The sequence below is a fragment of the Streptomyces sp. NPDC111606 genome (assembly GCF_055656945.1).
In genome coordinates this window covers 202,886-216,253 of sequence record NZ_JBVKBY010000011.1, presented here as the reverse complement: position 1 = coordinate 216,253, position 13,368 = coordinate 202,886, and the positions used below count along the sequence as shown (strand labels likewise).

The following is a 13,368-nucleotide window of genomic DNA, read 5'->3' as shown; positions in this document are numbered from 1 at the left end:
ATCCGAGCGCCCGTACCCCGCCGTGGGGCGGGCGCTCGGCCCATTGAGCGGCTCTGCCGGGCCGCCCAGGTGTTACGGGGGATCCCCATGCCCGAGTTGCCCGAGGTCGAGGTCGTACGGCGCGGACTGGAGCGGTGGGTCGCCCACCGTACGGTCGCCGATGCCGAGGTGCTGCACCCGCGTGCCGTACGCCGGCACATCGCGGGCGGCGACGACTTCACGCACCGCCTCAAGGGCCACCGCATCGGCACGCCGAGCCGCCGCGGCAAGTACCTGTGGCTGCCCCTGGAGGACACGCACCAGTCGATCCTGGCCCACCTCGGCATGAGCGGCCAGCTGCTGGTCCAGCCGAGCACCGCGCCCGACGAGAAGCACCTCAGGATCCGGGTGCGGTTCGCGGACGCCCTCGACACCGAACTGCGCTTCGTCGACCAACGCACCTTCGGCGGCCTGTCGTTGCACGACAACACCCCCGACGGCCTGCCCGACGTCATCGCGCACATCGCCCGCGACCCCCTCGACCCGCTCTTCGACGACGAGGCCTTCCACCAGGCCCTGCGCCGCAAGCGCTCGACCATCAAACGGGCCCTGCTCGACCAGTCGTTGATCAGCGGCGTCGGCAACATCTACGCGGACGAGGCCCTTTGGCGCGCCCGCCTCCACTACGACCGCCCGACCGCCACCTTCACCCGCCCGCGCAGCCTCGAACTCCTGGGCCACGTGAGGGACGTCATGAACGCCGCCCTCGCGGTGGGCGGCACCAGCTTCGACAGCCTCTACGTCAACGTCAACGGTGAGTCGGGCTACTTCGACCGATCGCTCGACGCGTACGGCCGTGAAGGGCTGCCGTGCAAGAGGTGCGGTACGCCGATGCGCAGGCGGGCCTGGATGAACCGGTCCAGCTACTTCTGCCCGAAGTGTCAGAGGGCGCCGCGCGTCTCGTCGTAGCGCACACGTGCTTCGAGGACGTCGTCCATCTGCCCCTCCACGAAGTGGATGAGGTTCAGCAGCCGCTCCGCCACCTCGCGCCCCAGGGGCGTCAGTTCGTAGTCGACGCGGGGCGGGTTCGTCGGCTGGGCATCGCGGTGCACCAGGCCGTCCCGCTCCAGGGCGTGCAGTGTCTGGGACAGCATCTTCTCGCTGACGCCGTCGACGCGGCGGCGCAGCTCGTTGAAGCGCAGCGAGCCCTCGTACAGAGCGCCGAGCGTGAGCCCGCCCCAGCGGCCCGTGACGTGCTCCAGCGTGCCGCGCGAGGGACAGGCCTTGGCGAACACGTTGTACGGGAGGTCCTGCGCCTCCGTGCGCTCCTGCGTGGTGTCCATCCCTCAAGCGTACTCGAACGCAGCGCTAACTGGCAGGTTGCACTAACCAGAAGTTAGTGCTTTCCTTTCGTCATCGCCAGCGAGCCGCTTCTCGCTGGGCTGCCTACGTTCAGGAGTGCCCAAGTGACCACCCCCGTCGTCTCCATCGCCTACCACTCCGGCTACGGCCACACCGCCGTCATCGCCGAGGCCGTCCGCTCCGGTGCCGTCGAGGCCGGTGCCGAGGTGCATCTGATCAAGGTGGACGAGATCACCGAGGAGCAGTGGGCGACCCTCGACGCCTCGGACGCGATCGTGTTCGGTTCGCCCACCTACATGGGCACCGCCTCCGGCGCCTTCCACGTCTTCGCCGAGGCCACCTCGAAGCGCTGGGCCGACCAGGCCTGGACGGACAAGCTGGCCGCCGGCTTCACCAACTCCGCCTCCAAGAGCGGCGACAAGCTGCACACCCTGCAGTTCTTCCAGATCCTGGCCGCCCAGCTCGGCATGCACTGGATCAACCTCGGCCTCCTCCCCGGCTGGAACAGCAGCGTCGGCTCGGAGAACGACCTCAACCGCCTGGGCGTCTTCACGGGGGCCGCCGCCCAGACCAACGCCGACCAGGGGCCGGAGGCCGTCCACAAGGCCGACGTGGCGACCGCCGAGCACCTGGGGCGCCGGGTGGCGGAGACGGCGAAGGCGTTCGCGCGGGGTCGCGTGGCCGCCTGAGCGACGCCGCAATGAGCGCGCCCGAGGCGCCGTCCTCGCTGTAGCCTGCCGACCGAGCCGGCCGCGGGGGACGGTGTCTTGGGGGAAGCATGTGGGACGGCCCGTTCTACCGGGTGCGCAGGGACGGGTACGAAATCTGCTTCGTAGTGGGCGCGGGGGAGGATCTCGACGCGGTCTGCGACGTCGACATGTGGGTGACGTTCGCCGATGGACAGCGGTGGTCCGGGTCCGTCTGCACCCTCGACCAGGCGCGCCGCCTGATGGACCGCTGGAAGGACACCGGGGAGTCGCTCGGGGGCCGGTACTTCTACGGCTGGGACAACCTCATCGTCCGGGACCCCGGCATCCCCGCCATGGTCCACGTCATCGACAACCTCGTCACCACCGGCGACTACAGGTCGGCCATGCGCCCCTTGGGGCTTGCCGAGGACTGAGGGCCGGGGCCGGGGTGCCTGGCAGCGAGGGCAGGCGGGTGCGGCACTGACCTGCGCAGCGTCTACCTGGGCGCACCTGGGGTCAGCTGCCCACCGGCCACTGCCGTTCCCGCGCAGTCGGCGCCACGGCGCCGGAATGCCGACGGAGTGCCGTCGTGCCACGCTGAGATCAGGGGATCGAGTCAGTCCAGGAAGCTCGGCTGGCCGGATGGCTTTGCGACCCAAGGAGGCCGACATGGCCCGTGACGTCCCCCAACCCGAATGGGCCAACGCCGAACCGCGCCCCTGGCATGCGCCCACGTCCGGTACCACCGTCCTCGCGGCAGCACTGATGATCTTCGGTGGGGCAATGGCGATCTTCGAGGGAATCGCGGCCATTGCTGAGGACGACCTGTTCCTCGCGACACGTCACTATGTGTTCGAGTTCAGCCTGGCGGGCTGGGGCTGGGTCCATCTGATTATGGGAATCCTCCTTGTCATTGCAGGCTGCTCCGTACTCAGCGGAGCGCTGTGGGCACGCTTCTTCGGTGTCTTCGTGGCCGGGCTGGGCGCGCTCGCCAACTTCCTGTGGGTGCCGTACTACCCCCTATGGGCACTGACGCTGGTCGCCGTCAACCTCTTCGTCGTCTGGGCCCTGTGCGCGGGCATGCACAGGGAGGCCGGCGACGGCCGGACGGCCTGACGCGCGGCCGGTGGGCGCGCCCCCGGTTCGAATCCGGGTGATGGCGACCTCAGCCGGTGATCGCCGGCGGTCGCCGGACCGCTCGCCTCGCCTGCAGCGCACCTCCGTGCTGCGATGGAAAGGGGCGTCGGAGGGAAAGAGCGATGATCCCACCAGCAGCGGAGCACAAGAGTGACGCGGCCCCGGTATCAGCCCGCCCGCTGGGTGAGGCGGACCTGGACCGGGCCGATGAGATCTGCAGGGCCGCTTTCGGTACGTTCCTGGGGGTCCCTGATCCTTTCGGGACCGTCGACTATGTCCGTACGCGTTGGGCGGCCGATCCGCGGGCGGCATTCGCGGCGACGGTCGAGGGCGAAGTAGTCGGATCGAACTTCGCCACCAATTGGGGCAGCATCGGGTTTTTCGGACCGCTGACCGTGCATCCGGATCTGTGGGACCAGGGCATCGGCAGGCGTCTGATGGAGCCGGTCATGGACTGCTTCGACGCCTGGGGGAACCGCCACCTCGGCCTGTTCACCTTCGCGCACAGTCCCAAGCATCTTGAGCTCTACCGCCGGTACGGTTTCTGGCCTCGATTCCTCACAGCCATCATGAAGAAGCAGGTCAGAGACGGTGCCGCAGTCCCCGGCCGGGTTCTCTACGGCGAACTGCCCGCTGCCGAGCGGCCTGACGCGCTGAGTCTCTGTCGCGCACTGACCGGAGCCGTGTACGAGGGCCTGAGCCTGGAACGCGAGATCGTGGCCGCGCACGCGCAGGGACTCGGTGACACCATCCTGCTCCAGGGCGCTGCCTCCGAGCTCGACGGCCTGGCGGTCTGCCACTGCGGAGCCGGGTCGGAGGCCGGCGCGGACGTGTGCTTCGTCAAATTCGGGGCCGTACGTCCTGGTCCGGGGGCCGCCGACCGGTTCGATCGACTGCTCGACGCGTGCGAGCTGCTGGCCGCCGAGCGCGGCCTGGGGCAACTGGACGCCGGCATGAACCTGGGCCGCCCGGATGCCTACCGGCGCATGATCGACCGCGGTTTCCGCACCTGGTTGCAAGGCGTGACCATGCACAGGCCCAACGAACCCGGGTACAGCCACCCCGACGCGTATGTGATCGACGACTGGCGCTGAGACCACCGCCGCGCTCGGCTGGGTAGCGGCGTCTTCGTGGCCGGGCTGGGTGCGCTCGCCGACATCCTTGACTTCTTCGTCGTCCGGGCCCTGTGCGCGGGCAGGCACAGGGAGGCCGGCGACGGCCGGACGGCCTGACCCGAGCGCGCGCCCACCGGCCGCGACTGCGGCCGGCTGTCTCAGTACCCGAAGTCCTGCGTCCACCAAGGGCCGCCGGCGCCGAGCTGCACGCCCACGCCGAGGGTCTTGAAGTCGCAGTTCAGGATGTTGGCCTTGTGGCCCGGGCTGTTCATCCAGGCCTCCATCACGGCGGCCGCATCGGACTGGCCGCGGGCTATGTTCTCGCCGCCGAGGTCGGTGATGCCGGCCTTTGCGGCCCGGTCCCACGGGGACGCGCCGTCGGGGTCGGTGTGGTCGAAGAAGCCCCGCTTGGCCATGTCCGCGCTGAAGTCCTGGGCCAGCTCGGTGAGCGAGCTGTTGGCGGCGACCGCGCTGCAGCCGACCTGAGCGCGCTCCTCGTTGACGAGCTTCAGCACCTCGGCCGCGGCGGCGGCCTGCGCGGACACCGCCACGGGAGCGCTGGTCTGCTCCTTCTCGGGCTTCTTCTCGGGCTTGTTCTCCGGCGTCTTCGTGGCCGTGCGGGAAGGGGTGTCCTTCGGCTTCTGGCTGGGCGTGGCCGAGGGCTTCTTCGACGGGGTCTTCGTCGGTGCGGCCGACGAGGTCGACGGGGCCGGCGAGGTGGGGCGTTCGTTGTCGCGGCTCGTCGAGGAGCCGTTGTCGTGGCTGTCGGCGTTGCCGGACGTGCCGCCCTGCTCGTTGGGGGAGTTGGTCGGGGTGTCGGCGGCCTGCACCTTGTCCGCGCCGTTGCCCCCGCCGAGCCTGTAGTTGTCGATGCCGGGCACCACACCGGTGGCGACCGCGACCGTGCCCAGGGCGACCGCCGCGGAGACGCCGAGCAGACCGGTCTTCACCGGCGCCACAGCCTTCTTCTTACGGCGGCGGTGCGTGCCACTCCCGGGGCGACGGGAGCCGGAGCTGGGCGTGAAGCCGTCACTGCGGAAGACCGCGGTGTCCACACCCGAGGCCGATGCGCCCATGGAGCCGGCGTCGCTCGGGAAGGTCGCGGTGTTGGTGATCCGGTCGTAGTCGTCGTCCTCGGCGAAGAGGTACGCGTCACTCTTCGCGTAGGCCTCGGCGTACGCCTCCGGGTTGAGATACGGCGCGATGCCCATGGTGGGCCGGTCGCCGTCGTACGAGTTGAGCGGGTCGTGGCGCTCCGTGAAGGAGCCGTCCGTATGTGTGACCCCCGTGGCGCGGCCGGTGGCGGCGCGTCCGGCGGCGGAGCGTCGGTGGCGTCCCATGTTCTGGCCTTCCTCGTCCCTGCGGTCTCAACGTCCTCACAGAACTCACTCGATCGTGTGAGTTTCATATGAGATTCATTGGGTGGGGACGGTACCGCATGGCGCCAGTGGAGGAAGTGTCCGGAGAGACATTGGCCCGTTAGGTTGCAGTCATGAGCGAGGATGTACGGCTGGTCGCCTGGGTGCGTGGACGTGTCCAAGGTGTGGGTTTTCGCTGGTTCACGCGGGCCAAGGCCCTAGAGATCGGCGGCCTGAGTGGTTTTGCTCTCAATTTGGCCGACGGCCGGGTCCAAGTGGTCGCGGAGGGTCCGCGCAAGGGTTGTGAAGGACTCCTCGACTGGCTCCAGGGAGACGACACGCCCGGGCGGGTGGACGGTGTCACCGAGATCTGGGACACACCTCGAGGGGGCTACGACGGCTTCGCCATCCGCTGAGCCGATTCTGTAAAGCAGCCCTGGCGCAAGCGGAGGGACCTGCCACCGGCAACTGCCCCAAGCAGAAATGAGCAGGTGGTTGCCAAGAACGGCTCGCGATGGCAGGCTCCGCACTCAAGGATGATCGCCACGCCCCGAAGGGCCCGCAGGAGTCGCCGCGCAGCCGTCTGAAGGCCGTGTGCCCCCGGGTTTGCCCGCCAATACGGGGCGTGATCGTGTTGACCGTCAAACTTTTTGGTGAGACGCTGAAAGCCCCGCGCACCTTAGCTGTTTGGCGTGGCTGAACGGCAGCACAACTCCGGTCCTGCCAAGCAACCGCGGGTGCGATTCCCTCACGACCCACACCGCTTCGGTCGGTCACTCATTGTGGAGGACCATCCATCATGGCAAAGGCGCTTCTCGGTTACGTCGGCGGCTCCGACCCTCGACTCCTCGCCGAGATGCGACGGCTCCAGCAGCGTGTCCAGGACCTGGAATCCGAGCTCGGACGGATCCAGGCGGAGAACGACGCGCTGACGGCTGCCGCTTCTCACGACAGGATCATGGAGAGCATCGACGCACACCAGGCGGAGCCTGCGCTCACCTGATCACTGCACCGCTCCACGACAGCACAAGCAGTGGTTTGGGCGGCTCATATCCAACCGCTAGGTAGTTGTCAGGCGACTGGTCAGCCAGTCGTCAGAAGTTGCAAGGGACGCTTCGGCGTCCCTTCTTTCTTGCCCCCGGCTTATCTTTCTTGCCCCCGGCTTACTGCCCCGCGCATCCTTTCACCCTCTTTAACGTCTGGTGTGCCCTGCACGTTCATCGGTGAAACCGCGGGTTCATGGAGCGAGATACAGGCGGACGGTAGAGTCCAGCGGCGTGCACCTCAAGGCCCTGACCCTCCGTGGGTTCAAGTCGTTCGCCTCGGCGACCACGCTCCGGTTCGAGCCGGGCATCACGTGCGTCGTCGGACCGAACGGCTCGGGCAAGTCCAACGTGGTGGACGCACTCAGCTGGGTCATGGGTGAGCAGGGTGCCAAGTCGCTGCGCGGCGGCAAGATGGAGGACGTCATCTTCGCCGGCACGACCGGCCGTCCGCCACTTGGCCGAGCCGAGGTTTCGCTGACCATCGACAACTCGGACGGCGCACTGCCCATCGAGTACGCCGAGGTCACCATCACGCGGATCATGTTCCGCAACGGCGGCAGCGAGTACCAGATCAACGGCGACACGTGTCGCCTCCTCGACATCCAGGAACTGCTCTCCGACTCCGGCATCGGCCGCGAGATGCACGTCATCGTCGGCCAGGGCCAGCTCGACTCCGTCCTGCATGCCGACCCCATGGGCCGCCGCGCCTTCATCGAAGAGGCGGCCGGCGTCCTCAAGCACCGCAAGCGCAAGGAGAAGGCGCTCCGCAAGCTGGACGCGATGCAGGCCAACCTCGCACGCGTGCAGGACCTGACCGACGAGCTGCGCCGACAGCTCAAGCCCCTGGGCCGCCAGGCGGCGGTGGCGCGCCGGGCCGCCGTCATCCAGGCGGATCTGCGCGACGCCCGTCTCCGCCTCCTCGCCGACGATCTCGTACGGCTCCGGCAGGCGCTCCAGACCGAGGTCGCCGACGAGGCCGCGCTGAAGGAGCGCAAGGAAGCCGCCGAGCAGGAGCTGAAGAAGGCGCTCCAGCGCGAAGGACTCCTGGAGGACGAGGTACGGCAGCTCACGCCGCGCCTGCAGCGGGCCCAGCAGACCTGGTACGAACTGTCCCAGCTCGCCGAGCGGGTGCGCGGCACGATCTCGCTGGCCGACGCACGCGTGAAGAGCGCGACCTCCGCGCCGCCGGAGGAACGGCGGGGCCGCGACCCCGAGGACATGGAGCGCGAGGCCGCCCGCATCCGCGAGCAGGAGGCCGAGCTCGAAGCGGCCCTGGAGGCGGCCGAGCGAGCCCTGGAGGACACGGTCGCGCACCGCGCCGAGCTGGAGCGCGAACTCACGCAGGAAGAACGGCGTCTCAAGGACGTCGCCCGCGCCATCGCCGACCGCCGCGAGGGCCTCGCCCGGCTGAACGGGCAGGTCAACGCGGCCCGTTCCCGTGCGGCCTCCGCCCAGGCCGAGATCGACCGCCTGGCCGCGGCACGGGACGAGGCCCAGGAGCGGGCCTTCGCCGCCCAGGAGGAGTACGAGGCGCTGAAGGCCGAGGTCGACGGCCTGGACGCCGGCGACGCGGAACTCGCCGAGCAGCACGAGGCCGCCAAGCAGCAGCTCGCCGAGGCCGAGGCGGCCCTTACGGCAGCCCGCGAGGCGGCCACCGTGGCGGAACGGGGCCGCGCCGCGACGCAGGCCCGCCACGAGGCGCTGGCGCTCGGCCTGCGGCGAAAGGACGGCACGGGCGCGCTGCTGGGCGCGAGGGACCGCCTCACCGGCCTGCTGGGCCCGGCGGCGGAGTTGCTGACAGTGACGCCGGGCCACGAGGTGGCACTGGCGGCGGCGTTCGGCGCGGCGGCGGACGCGCTGGCGGTCACGTCACCTTCGGCGGCGGCGGACGCCATCCGCATGCTGCGGAAGCAGGACGGCGGAAGGGCGTCACTCTTGCTCGCCGGGTCACCGGAGGCGCCCCAAAGGGGCTCGGGGCTGTATCAATCCGCGGCTCCGCCGCAGGGCGCGACCGGCCACAACGAGCTCACGGACGCCACACAACAACACGCGGCAGATCTGGTCCGCGGGCCTTCCGACCTCATGCCGGCAGTACGACGCCTCCTGCACGGCATCGTCATCGTCGGCACGCTCGAAGACGCCGAGGACCTCGTCTACAACCACCCCCACCTCACTGCCGTGACCGCAGAAGGCGACCTCCTCGGCGCCCACTTCGCCCACGGCGGCTCCGCCGGCGCCCCCAGCCTCCTGGAAGTACAGGCTTCTGTGGACGAGGCCGCCGCCGAGCTGGAAGAGCTGGCAGTGCGGTGCGAGGAACTCGCCGAGGCCCAGCACGCGGCTGCCGAGCGGCGCAAGGAGTGCGCCGGGCTGGTTGAGGAGCTGGGGGAGCGGCGCCGGGCGGCCGACCGGGAGAAGTCGGCGGTCGCCCAGCAGCTCGGCCGGCTCGCAGGCCAGGCAAGGGGCGCGGCCGGCGAAGCGGAGCGCTCCGTCGCCGCCGCCGCGCGGGCGCAGGACTCGCTCGACAAGGCTCACCAGGAGGCCGAGGAGCTGGCCGAGCGGCTGGCCGTCGCCGAGGAGATGCCGGTCGAGGAGGAGCCCGACACGTCGGTACGGGACCGTCTCGCCGCCGACGGTGCCAACGCACGGCAGACCGAGATGGAGGCCCGGCTCCAGGTCCGTACGCACGAGGAGCGCGTCAAGGGGCTCGCCGGACGGGCCGACTCCCTCGACCGTGCCGCCCGCGCCGAACGCGAGGCACGCGCGCGTGCCGAGCAGCGGCGGGCACGGCTGCGCCACGAGGCGGCCGTCGCGGAAGCCGTCGCCTCCGGTGCCCGGCAGCTCCTCGCGCACGTCGAGGTCTCCCTCACCCGCGCCGACGAGGAGCGCACCGCCGCCGAGGCGGCCAAGGCGCGCCGCGAGCAGGAGCTCACCGTCGCCCGTAACGAGGGCCGCGACCTCAAGGCCGAGCTCGACAAGCTGACCGACTCCGTCCACCGCGGCGAGGTCCTCGGCGCCGAGAAGCGGATGCGGATCGAGCAACTGGAGACCAAGGCGCTGGAGGAACTGGGCGTGGAGCCCGCCGGGCTCGTCTCCGAGTACGGGCCCCACCAGCTCGTACCGCCGTCCCTGGCCGCCGAGGGCGAGCAGCTCCCCGAGGACCCCGAGCATCCCCGCAACCAGCCCAAGCCCTTCGTCCGGGGCGAACAGGAGAAGCGGCTCAAGTCCGCCGAGCGTGCCTACCAGCAGCTGGGCAAGGTCAATCCGCTCGCGCTGGAGGAGTTCGCGGCGCTGGAGGAACGGCACAAGTTCCTCAGCGAGCAGCTGGAGGACCTGAAGAAGACCCGCGCCGACCTGCTGCAGGTCGTCAAGGAGGTCGACGAGCGCGTCGAGCAGGTCTTCACCGAGGCCTACCGGGACACCGCCCGGGAGTTCGAGGGCGTCTTCAGCCGGCTCTTCCCCGGTGGCGAGGGACGGCTGATCCTGACCGATCCCGACAACATGCTCACCACGGGTGTCGATGTCGAGGCCCGCCCGCCCGGCAAGAAGGTCAAGCGGCTGTCGCTGCTCTCGGGTGGTGAGCGTTCACTCACCGCCGTCGCGATGCTGGTGTCGATCTTCAAGGCCCGCCCGAGCCCGTTCTATGTCATGGACGAGGTCGAGGCCGCCCTCGACGACACCAACCTCCAGCGGCTGATCCGCATCATGCAGGAGCTGCAGGAGGCCTCGCAGCTGATCGTGATCACCCACCAGAAGCGCACGATGGAGGTCGCCGACGCGCTGTACGGCGTCTCCATGCAGGGTGACGGGGTGTCAAAGGTCATCAGCCAGCGACTGCGTTGACGCCGGTCACTGCCGATCTTCGGGCGCGCTCAACTTTCGCCTCCACCTTGCCCCCACCTTTGCCTTCACCTTCACTTCAAGAAGTGAACACAACTCACTTAGTCGAGTCTCCAAGGTCACAGCTTCCCGGATTATTGACTTCGATACTTGAAGGCATAGTCTCTGCAACGTTGCTTTTAACTTCAGGTATCACTACTTGGAGCGGCTGACCCCCCCACCCGGCAGCGTTGCCGGCGCCCGAGGAGTACACGTGACCAGCACAGCGCAGGCATCCACGTCAGGAGCGAGGACGGCGCACCCCGAACATCTCGGGCACGTCGTCTTCATCACCGCGGCGGCCGCCATGGGCGGCTTCCTGTTCGGCTACGACAGCTCCGTCATCAACGGAGCCAACGGCGGCATCCAGGCCCGGTTCGACCTCAGCTCCGGCGTCACCGGTACCGTCGCCGCCAGTGCCCTGCTCGGCAGCGCCCTCGGCGCCGCAATCGCCGGCCGCATAGCCGACCGCATCGGCCGCATCCGCGTCATGCAGATCGCGGCGGTGCTGTTCGCTGTGAGCGCCGTCGGCTCCGGCCTCCCGTTCGCCGCGTGGGACCTCGCCGCCTGGCGTGTCCTCGGTGGCATCGCCATCGGTATGGCCTCGGTCATCGGCCCCGCCTACATCGCCGAGGTCGCCCCGCCCGCGTACCGAGGCAGGCTCGCCTCCTTCCAGCAGGCCGCCATCGTCATCGGCATCGCCGTCTCGCAGCTCGTCAACTGGGCCATCCTCAACATGGCCGACGGCGAGGAGCGCGGGACCGTCGCGGGCCTGGAGGCCTGGCAGTGGATGCTCGGCGTGATGCTCGTGCCCGCCATCGTCTACGGCCTGCTGTCGTTCGCCATCCCCGAGTCCCCGCGCTACCTGATCAGCGTCGGCCGCACCGAGGACGCGAAGAAGGTGCTCGCCGACGTCGAGGGCGGCGTGGACCTGGACGGCCGCGTCACCGAGATCGAGCAGGCCATGAAGAGCGACCACAAGTCGACGTTCAAGGACCTGCTGGGCGGCCGGTTCGGCCTGCTGCCGATCGTGTGGATGGGTATCGGCCTCTCCGTCTTCCAGCAGCTGGTCGGCATCAACGTCATCTTCTACTACTCGAACCTGCTGTGGCAGTCGGTGGGCGTCGACCCCTCGAGCTCGTTCTTCTACTCGTTCGAGACCTCGATCATCAACATCATCGGCACCGTGATCGCGATGATCTTCGTCGACCGCATCGGCCGCAAGCCGCTGGCCCTCATCGGCTCCGTCGGTATGGGCATCTCGCTCGCGGCGGCCGCCTGGGCCTTCTCCTTCCAGAACGGCAGCGACCCGCTGCCGACCGCGCAGGGCTACGTCGCGCTGATCGCCGCCAACGCCTTCGTCCTCTTCTTCGCCCTGTCCTGGGGCGTGGTCGTCTGGGTCATGCTCGGCGAGGTCTTCCCGAACAAGATCCGTGCCGCCGCCCTCGGTGTGGCCGCTTCGGCCCAGTGGATCGCCAACTGGGTGATCACGATCACCTTCCCGGACCTGTCGGACTGGAACCTGTCGCTCACCTACGTCATGTACGCGGTGTTCGCCTTCCTCTCCATCCCCTTCATCCTCAAGTTCGTGCCCGAGACCAAGGGCAAGAAGCTGGAGGAGATGGGCTGAGCCTCCAGGGCTCCCCGAACTCGGGGGGAAGGGCCAAATCCCCGCTGCCCCTCTCCCCGTAACCCCGCCGCCGCCCCGGCTCGGCCACTGCCCGAGCCGGGGCGGCGGTGTCGTGTGCGAGGGGACACGACCTCATATGCGTCGGGATCAGTCGTCGAGCCCCGGCAGCACCCGCTCGCAGAACAACCGCAGGCTCCGCCACCCCTCCTCCACCGGCATCCCGCCGGACAAGGGGTGCAGCACGTAGTTGGCGTGGCCCAGCGCCACGCACTCCTCGGGCGTCACGATCCGGTACACGCCCTCCGCGCGCAGTTCCTCCACCGTCGAGGCCCCCGACTTCACCGCCGAGCGGATGTCGCCGGACTGCCAGGAGGCGTACGTCCGTGCCTCGTGCAGGAAGTGCCTCCCGTACTGCGCCCACGCCCGGTCGGGATCCTCGGCCACGTGCAGCAGGGGCGTCTCGGCCGCCGGCATCATGGTCCAGCCCTCGGTGCCGTACTCGACGAGCCGCTCCTTGTAGTACGCCTCCAGCTCCGGCAGATGCGCGCTGGGGAAGAACGGCAGGCCGAGCCGGGCGGCCCGGCGGGCGGCGGCCTTCGAGGAGCCGCCCACCAGCAGGAGCGGGTGCGGATCGGTGTACGGGCGCGGAGTGACCCGTACCGTACGGCCGCGGTACTCGAAGGGCTCGCCGGTCCAGGCCTTCAGCAGCGTCTCCAGCAGTTCGTCCTGGAGCTTTCCGCGCCGCTTCCAGTCCACGTCGAACAGGGCGTACTCCTCGGGCCGGTACCCGATCCCGGCGACCGTCACCAGCCGGCCGCCGCTCAGCAGATCCAGTACGGCGATCTCCTCGGCGAGCCGCAGCGGGTCGTGCAGGGGGCCGATGATCGCCGAGACGGTGACGGCGAGGCGTCGCGTCGCGCCGAAGACCGCGGCCGCGAAGGCGAACGGTGACGGCAGCCAGTTGTTGTCGGCGCCGTGGTGCTCCTCGGTCTGCACGGTGGTGATGCCGTGCTCGTCGGCGTACGCGGCCATCTCCAGGGCCGCCCGGTAGCGGGCGGCGAGTGAGGCGGGGGTCGCGTCGGGCTCGACGAGGTTGAAGCGTACGACCGTGACGGGCATGGGGGTCCCCCTTCACCGGGCGGGTGTGAAGGCGGACGTTAGCTGACGGTGTGTCAG

General features: G+C 69.5%; 12 protein-coding genes. 9 read left to right on the top strand and 3 right to left on the bottom strand.

What is annotated here, in order from left to right; genetic code table 11:
• Nucleotides 1–87 precede the first annotated feature (87 nt).
• Nucleotides 88–948: a bifunctional DNA-formamidopyrimidine glycosylase/DNA-(apurinic or apyrimidinic site) lyase gene (gene mutM, locus ACZ7M7_RS33905; protein ID WP_472123641.1), complete on the top strand. Its 861-nt coding sequence runs from the start codon at nt 88–90 to the stop codon at nt 946–948.
• Here the strand turns inward: mutM and ACZ7M7_RS33900 are convergent.
• Complete coding sequence (locus ACZ7M7_RS33900; RefSeq protein WP_383628529.1) at nt 921–1,322, bottom strand: winged helix-turn-helix transcriptional regulator; 402 nt, start codon at nt 1,320–1,322, stop codon at nt 921–923. The genes mutM and ACZ7M7_RS33900 overlap by 28 nt on opposite strands.
• 123 nt (nt 1,323–1,445) lie before the next feature.
• On the opposite strand from ACZ7M7_RS33900, the gene ACZ7M7_RS33895 reads away from it, so the two are divergent.
• From ACZ7M7_RS33895 to ACZ7M7_RS33880, 4 genes are all read left to right on the top strand, one after another.
• On the top strand, nt 1,446–2,030 hold the full coding sequence (locus ACZ7M7_RS33895) for a flavodoxin family protein (RefSeq protein WP_472123638.1): 585 nt from the start codon (nt 1,446–1,448) through the stop codon (nt 2,028–2,030).
• A gap of 89 nt (nt 2,031–2,119) precedes the next feature.
• The gene (locus ACZ7M7_RS33890) at nt 2,120–2,464 is read left to right on the top strand and encodes a hypothetical protein (RefSeq protein ID WP_383607425.1); all 345 of its coding nucleotides are present in this window, start codon (nt 2,120–2,122) and stop codon (nt 2,462–2,464) included.
• Between the two features lie 235 nt (nt 2,465–2,699).
• Nucleotides 2,700–3,146, top strand: coding sequence for a DUF7144 family membrane protein (locus tag ACZ7M7_RS33885; RefSeq protein WP_383607424.1), 447 nt, complete (start codon nt 2,700–2,702; stop codon nt 3,144–3,146).
• Nucleotides 3,147–3,289: 143 nt separating this feature from the next.
• Entirely contained in the window at nt 3,290–4,261 is a 972-nt protein-coding gene (locus tag ACZ7M7_RS33880; protein WP_472123635.1) for a GNAT family N-acetyltransferase, read from the top strand.
• A 179-nt stretch (nt 4,262–4,440) separates the two neighbouring features.
• Here ACZ7M7_RS33880 and ACZ7M7_RS33875 read toward each other — a convergent pair whose 3' ends face one another.
• Nucleotides 4,441–5,622 carry a CAP domain-containing protein gene (locus tag ACZ7M7_RS33875; protein WP_472123632.1) on the bottom strand — a complete coding sequence of 394 codons (1,182 nt, stop codon included), beginning with the start codon at nt 5,620–5,622 and terminating at the stop codon, nt 4,441–4,443.
• A 152-nt stretch (nt 5,623–5,774) separates the two neighbouring features.
• On the opposite strand from ACZ7M7_RS33875, the gene ACZ7M7_RS33870 reads away from it, so the two are divergent.
• From ACZ7M7_RS33870 to ACZ7M7_RS33855, 4 genes are all read left to right on the top strand, one after another.
• Nucleotides 5,775–6,056: an acylphosphatase gene (locus ACZ7M7_RS33870; RefSeq protein ID WP_356941691.1), complete on the top strand. Its 282-nt coding sequence runs from the start codon at nt 5,775–5,777 to the stop codon at nt 6,054–6,056.
• A gap of 383 nt (nt 6,057–6,439) precedes the next feature.
• The gene (locus ACZ7M7_RS33865) at nt 6,440–6,643 is read left to right on the top strand and encodes a hypothetical protein (protein WP_030048901.1); all 204 of its coding nucleotides are present in this window, start codon (nt 6,440–6,442) and stop codon (nt 6,641–6,643) included.
• 274 nt (nt 6,644–6,917) lie between these two features.
• Nucleotides 6,918–10,526: a chromosome segregation protein SMC gene (gene smc / locus ACZ7M7_RS33860; protein ID WP_472123629.1), complete on the top strand. Its 3,609-nt coding sequence runs from the start codon at nt 6,918–6,920 to the stop codon at nt 10,524–10,526.
• Nucleotides 10,527–10,776: 250 nt separating this feature from the next.
• Complete coding sequence (locus ACZ7M7_RS33855; protein ID WP_383628524.1) at nt 10,777–12,192, top strand: sugar porter family MFS transporter; 1,416 nt, start codon at nt 10,777–10,779, stop codon at nt 12,190–12,192.
• A 147-nt stretch (nt 12,193–12,339) separates the two neighbouring features.
• Here the strand turns inward: ACZ7M7_RS33855 and ACZ7M7_RS33850 are convergent, their stop codons facing one another.
• The gene (locus tag ACZ7M7_RS33850; protein WP_472123625.1) at nt 12,340–13,311 is read right to left on the bottom strand and encodes an LLM class flavin-dependent oxidoreductase; all 972 of its coding nucleotides are present in this window, start codon (nt 13,309–13,311) and stop codon (nt 12,340–12,342) included.
• Nucleotides 13,312–13,368: the final 57 nt, after the last annotated feature.

Excerpts from the sequence above, each read along its gene's own strand:
- ACZ7M7_RS33885 (WP_383607424.1), top strand. The coding sequence starts at position 2,700 with ATGGCCCGTGACGTCCCCCAACCCGAATGGGCCAACGCCGAACCGCGC.
- ACZ7M7_RS33865 (WP_030048901.1), top strand. The coding sequence starts at position 6,440 with ATGGCAAAGGCGCTTCTCGGTTACGTCGGCGGCTCCGACCCTCGACTC.
- ACZ7M7_RS33880 (WP_472123635.1), top strand. The coding sequence starts at position 3,290 with ATGATCCCACCAGCAGCGGAGCACAAGAGTGACGCGGCCCCGGTATCA.
- ACZ7M7_RS33890 (WP_383607425.1), top strand. The coding sequence starts at position 2,120 with ATGTGGGACGGCCCGTTCTACCGGGTGCGCAGGGACGGGTACGAAATC.
- ACZ7M7_RS33900 (WP_383628529.1), bottom strand. The coding sequence starts at position 1,322 with ATGGACACCACGCAGGAGCGCACGGAGGCGCAGGACCTCCCGTACAAC.
- ACZ7M7_RS33870 (WP_356941691.1), top strand. The coding sequence starts at position 5,775 with ATGAGCGAGGATGTACGGCTGGTCGCCTGGGTGCGTGGACGTGTCCAA.
- mutM (WP_472123641.1), top strand. The coding sequence starts at position 88 with ATGCCCGAGTTGCCCGAGGTCGAGGTCGTACGGCGCGGACTGGAGCGG.
- ACZ7M7_RS33875 (WP_472123632.1), bottom strand. The coding sequence starts at position 5,622 with ATGGGACGCCACCGACGCTCCGCCGCCGGACGCGCCGCCACCGGCCGC.
- ACZ7M7_RS33850 (WP_472123625.1), bottom strand. The coding sequence starts at position 13,311 with ATGCCCGTCACGGTCGTACGCTTCAACCTCGTCGAGCCCGACGCGACC.